Here is a 4,326-nt window from a genome sequence, read left to right as displayed (position 1 = left end):
GGGGGGGTCCTTACTTCGGTGGTTTTCGGTGGGGGGCCCCGCGTGGGGGGGGGGGGGGGGGGGCGGGGGGGGGGGGGGGGGGGGGGGGGGGGGGGCCCCCCCCCACGCCGACGGTGCGGGGGAGGAGCAGCGAGTGGCGCAGTGCGGCGCTCCCGCATCCCCGCCACTTAGTTCAAGGCGAGATTTAACGGCTGAGATAATCCGGCGTCAAGACCTCGTGCACGAGGGCGTCGAAGGCCGCGACGGCGCGATCCGCCCCCGCGGGAGCGGTTCGTGGGCGGCGGGCCCGGGCCCGGGGCGTCCCACCCCGCACTCGGGGCCTATCGTTCGTGATCATGCCCACCAATGCAGAGACAGTCGCGCTGGCCCTGGACCGCATCACGGCCGCATACGTGTTCCCCGAGCGCGCGGCGGAGATGGACCGCGCGGTCCGCAAGCGGCTGGCCGCCGGCGAGTACGACGACCTGACCGGCCCCACGCTCTGCGAGACGGTGACCGCGCACCTGCGCGAGGTCTGCCCGGACCAGCACCTGGGGCTGCGCTGGCGGGACGAGCCGCAGCCCGTGGTGGCGGTGGACGAGGAGCGGGGCCAGGCCGCCTTCCTGGCCCGGATGCGGGCCGCCAACCACGGGGTCCGGCGCTTCGAGCACCTGGAGGGCAACGTCGGCTACCTCGACATCCGGCGGATCGCCGACGCCGGCGAGGGCGCCCGGGTGATCGGCGGGGCCATGGAACTGGTCGCCGGGACCCGCGCCCTGGTCCTCGACCTGCGCGAGTGCCTCGGCGGCTCGCCCGAGGGCTGCACCACCTGGTGCAGCTACTTCTTCCCGGACGACCACACCCACCTCAAGGACATCTACGACCGCCTGACCGACACCACCCGCCAGTACTGGACCGTGGCGCACTTGCCCGCCCCGCGCTACCTCGACCGCCCGGTCTACGTGCTCACCAGCGCGCGCACCTTCTCCGGCGGCGAGGACCTCGCCTACACCCTGCAGGCCCACCGGCTCGCCCTGGTGGTCGGCGAGACCACCCGCGGCGGCGCCCACCCCACGGGCAGCTACCAGCTGGACGCCCACATCTCGGTCCGGGTGCCGAGCGCCCGGGGGATCAGTGTCGCCACCGGCACCAACTGGGAGGGCGTCGGCGTCGCACCCGACCTCGCCGTCCCGGCGGACCAGGCACTGGAGGTCGCCCACCAGCACGCGCTGACCCGCACCGCGTCGTAGACCGAACACCGTGGGCGGGCTCCCGGCGCTCGGGAGGCCGCCCGCGGCGGGGGAGACCGTCTGCCGGCCCGTGGCACGGGCGGGTGCTTCCTGACGCGGTACCAGGATCCAAGGATCGCGGAACCTTTGGGCAACGGCGGGCGAATGCCCGACGAAAGTAGCGCGGTTGCGCAAATATCTACGCGCATCTACTTGCCCGTTCTTCGGCTCTCAATGACCATACGGACAGCAATCGTCTGAGCATGCACCGTCATTGAACGGAGTCGCAGAGATGAGGAAGTGGAAGAAGAGATCGGCGAGCGTGGCGCTGGTCGGCGCTCTCGCCCTCGGCGGGGCCTCCCTGGCCACCGCCGCGGGGGCGGGCGGGCGACCCACCACCGGCGTCGGCTCGTGCACGCTGAAGGGGTGGGACGCGGGCAGCAGCCCGGCGAACGCCAAGGACCTGCCGGCCGGCAAGCGTCCGATGAACTACAAGCCGGACGACTTCGACTGCTCCGGTGCGGTCTTCGCCGCCCCCGGCGTGGAGTTCAAGAAGTTCCCGCAGCCGAAGGACTTCAGCATCACCGACAAGACCGTCATGCAGACGGTCAACGGCCAGCAGGCGGTGACGGCACAGCCCACCGCGGCGGTGAACCCGACGGCGCCCTACTTCCCGCCGTTCCAGCACTTCGTGATCATCTACCGGGAGAACCACACCTTCGACGACTACCTCGGCGACTGCGCGACCACGATCGCCGCCGGGTGCAACGGCCAGGTGCAGAGCACCAACCACATCAGCTCGGTGCCCAACCTGCACAACCTGGCGAAGACCTACTCGCTCTCCGACTCGTACAGCACCGGGGTCCAGCCGCCGTCCGGTCCCAACCACTGGTTCCTGTTCTCGGGGCAGTCCTCGTCGAGCAGCCAGCAGCAGTCGTACCCCGCGAACGGCACCCAGTTCGACCGCTTCCTGCAGAGCGACTCCGGGCCCGCGGACGAGGGCACCAACGCCTGCACCGCGCCGTCCGGCAGCAGCAGCGGCACCAGCCCGTACACGATGATCGTGAACGGGGACATCTACTGGATGCTCAACAGCGGCAGCGGCTACTGGAAGAACCCGGGCGACGGCAAGGTCGAGGTCCTGCCGCCCAACCGGCCGGGGACCAACATCCCCGAGGAGCTGCACACCAACGAGTACACCTGTCAGAACCAGAGCATCCCCGACAGCACGGTGTCGAACGACTACCTGAACTTCATCAACACCAACGGGATGCCGGCGTACAACTACGTCGAGCTGTTCAACGACCACCCGGGCACCTACCAGGACGTCCCGGGCAACGACACGGCGACCAACAACATCGTCAACTCGATCATGACCAACCCGACGTACAAGGACAACACCTTGATCGTCGTGACCGAGGACGACACCCAGAACGGCAGCAACGGCTCGGACCACGTCAGCAACACCTACCGGGTGCCGCTGCTGGTGATCGGGAACCCGGCCTACGTCAAGCAGCACTACGTCTCGCACGTCGCGTACAACACGGGCAACGTGCTGGCGGCGATGGAGCGCACGATGGAGAACGTGCACTCCGGGGTCATCGACCCGAACGACAACCTCGGCACCGCCACGTTCCCGATGACCACCGCGGACCAGACCGCGCTCGGCGACCCGCTGGAGGACTTCTGGGTGCAGGGCGCGACCCCGCTGTCCGCGTCCGCCAAGGGCTCCCCGACCACCGGCAACGCGCCGTTGACGGAGAGCTTCACCGGCTCGGCCACCGGCGGCACCGCCCCCTACACGTACAGCTGGAACTTCGGTGACGGGACCAGCAGCACGGCCCAGAACCCGAGCCACACCTACACCGCCGCCGGCACCTACACGGCGACGCTGACCGTCACGGACAGCGCCTCGCCGGCGCACACCGCGACCTCGCAGGTGACCACCACGGTCAACGCCGTCGGCAATCCGCTGGCGGCCACCGCCTCGGCCACCCCGACCTCCGGCCAGGTGCCGCTGAACGTCGCCTTCACCGGCACCGGCACCGGTGGCACCCCGGCGTACACGTACAGCTGGAACTTCGGTGACGGGACCAGCAGTACGGCCCAGAACCCGAGCCACACCTACAGCACCGCGGGCACCTACACGGCGACGCTGACCGTCACGGACAGCGCCTCGCCCGCCAACACCGCGACCTCCACGGTGACCATCACGGCCTCGCCGATCGCCGCGACGGTGCCGGGCGCGCCCACCGGCCTGACCGGCACCGCCGGCACCGGCCAGGTGGCGCTGAGTTGGACGCCGCCGTCCAACACCGGCGGCGAGAACATCACCTCGTACAAGGTGTACCGCGGCACCGCCAGCGGCGGCGAGACGCTGCTGACCGGCGGCGGCTGCAGCGGCCTGGGTGCGGTGACCTCGTGCACCGACACGGGGCTGACGGCCGGTCAGACCTACTACTACAAGGTCACCGCGGTGAACGGCGTGGGCGAGGGGGCGCAGAGCAACGAGGCGTCCGCCACCCCCACCGGCAGCAGTTGCCCGGGCGGCCAGCTGCTCGGGAACCCGGGCTTCGAGAACGGCAGTTCCAACCCCGCGCCGTGGACCGTGACCTCGACGCACAGCCCCGTCCAGGTGATCAACAGCAGCACCTCCGAACCGCCGCACGGCGGCACCTGGGACGCCTGGTTGGACGGCTGGGGCAAGGCCACCACCGACACGCTGGCCCAGACCGTCACGCTGCCGACCGGCTGCACCAACTACAACTTCAGTTTCTGGCTGCACGTCAACACGGCCGAGACCACGACGACCGCCGCCTACGACACCCTCAAGGTGCAGGTGCTGAACAGCTCCGGCACCGTCCTCGGCACCCTGGCCACCTACTCCAACCTCAACCACAACACCGGGTACGCGCAGCACACGTTCAACCTCGGCGCGTACGCCGGACAGCAGGTGACGCTCAAGTTCACCGGCACCGAGGACTACGAGTACCAGACCTCGTTCGTGCTCGACGACACCGCGCTGAACGTCAGCTGAGTCCGACGGGCGGGCGGACCCGGACCGGCACGCCGGGTCCGCCGCGCACGAGGTGAACGCGGAACCCGCCGGGTGGCGCAC

Annotated in this window: 2 protein-coding genes; both read left to right on the top strand. The window is 70.2% G+C overall.

The annotated features are described in order from the left end of the window. Positions 1–335: 335 nt before the first annotated feature. Positions 336–1,229 carry a S41 family peptidase gene (locus ACFW1A_RS39040; protein ID WP_380418189.1) on the top strand — a complete coding sequence of 298 codons (894 nt, stop codon included), beginning with the start codon at positions 336–338 and terminating at the stop codon, positions 1,227–1,229. A gap of 271 nt (positions 1,230–1,500) precedes the next feature. After that, positions 1,501–4,245 (top strand): PKD domain-containing protein, encoded by a 2,745-nt coding sequence (locus tag ACFW1A_RS39035; RefSeq protein ID WP_380418187.1) that lies wholly within the window; start codon positions 1,501–1,503, stop codon positions 4,243–4,245. Positions 4,246–4,326 lie beyond the last annotated feature (81 nt).

The sequence above is a fragment of the Kitasatospora sp. NPDC058965 genome (genome assembly GCF_042741245.1).
GTDB lineage: Bacteria > Actinomycetota > Actinomycetes > Streptomycetales > Streptomycetaceae > Kitasatospora.
The sequence above is the reverse complement of the archived record's forward strand: the minus strand, read 5'-3'. Positions and strand labels throughout refer to the sequence as shown.

What these genes read in the sequence shown, in the direction of transcription:
- ACFW1A_RS39040 (WP_380418189.1), top strand. Translation starts at nt 336, where the DNA reads ATGCCCACCAATGCAGAGACAGTCGCGCTGGCCCTGGACCGCATCACG.
- ACFW1A_RS39035 (WP_380418187.1), top strand. Translation starts at nt 1,501, where the DNA reads ATGAGGAAGTGGAAGAAGAGATCGGCGAGCGTGGCGCTGGTCGGCGCT.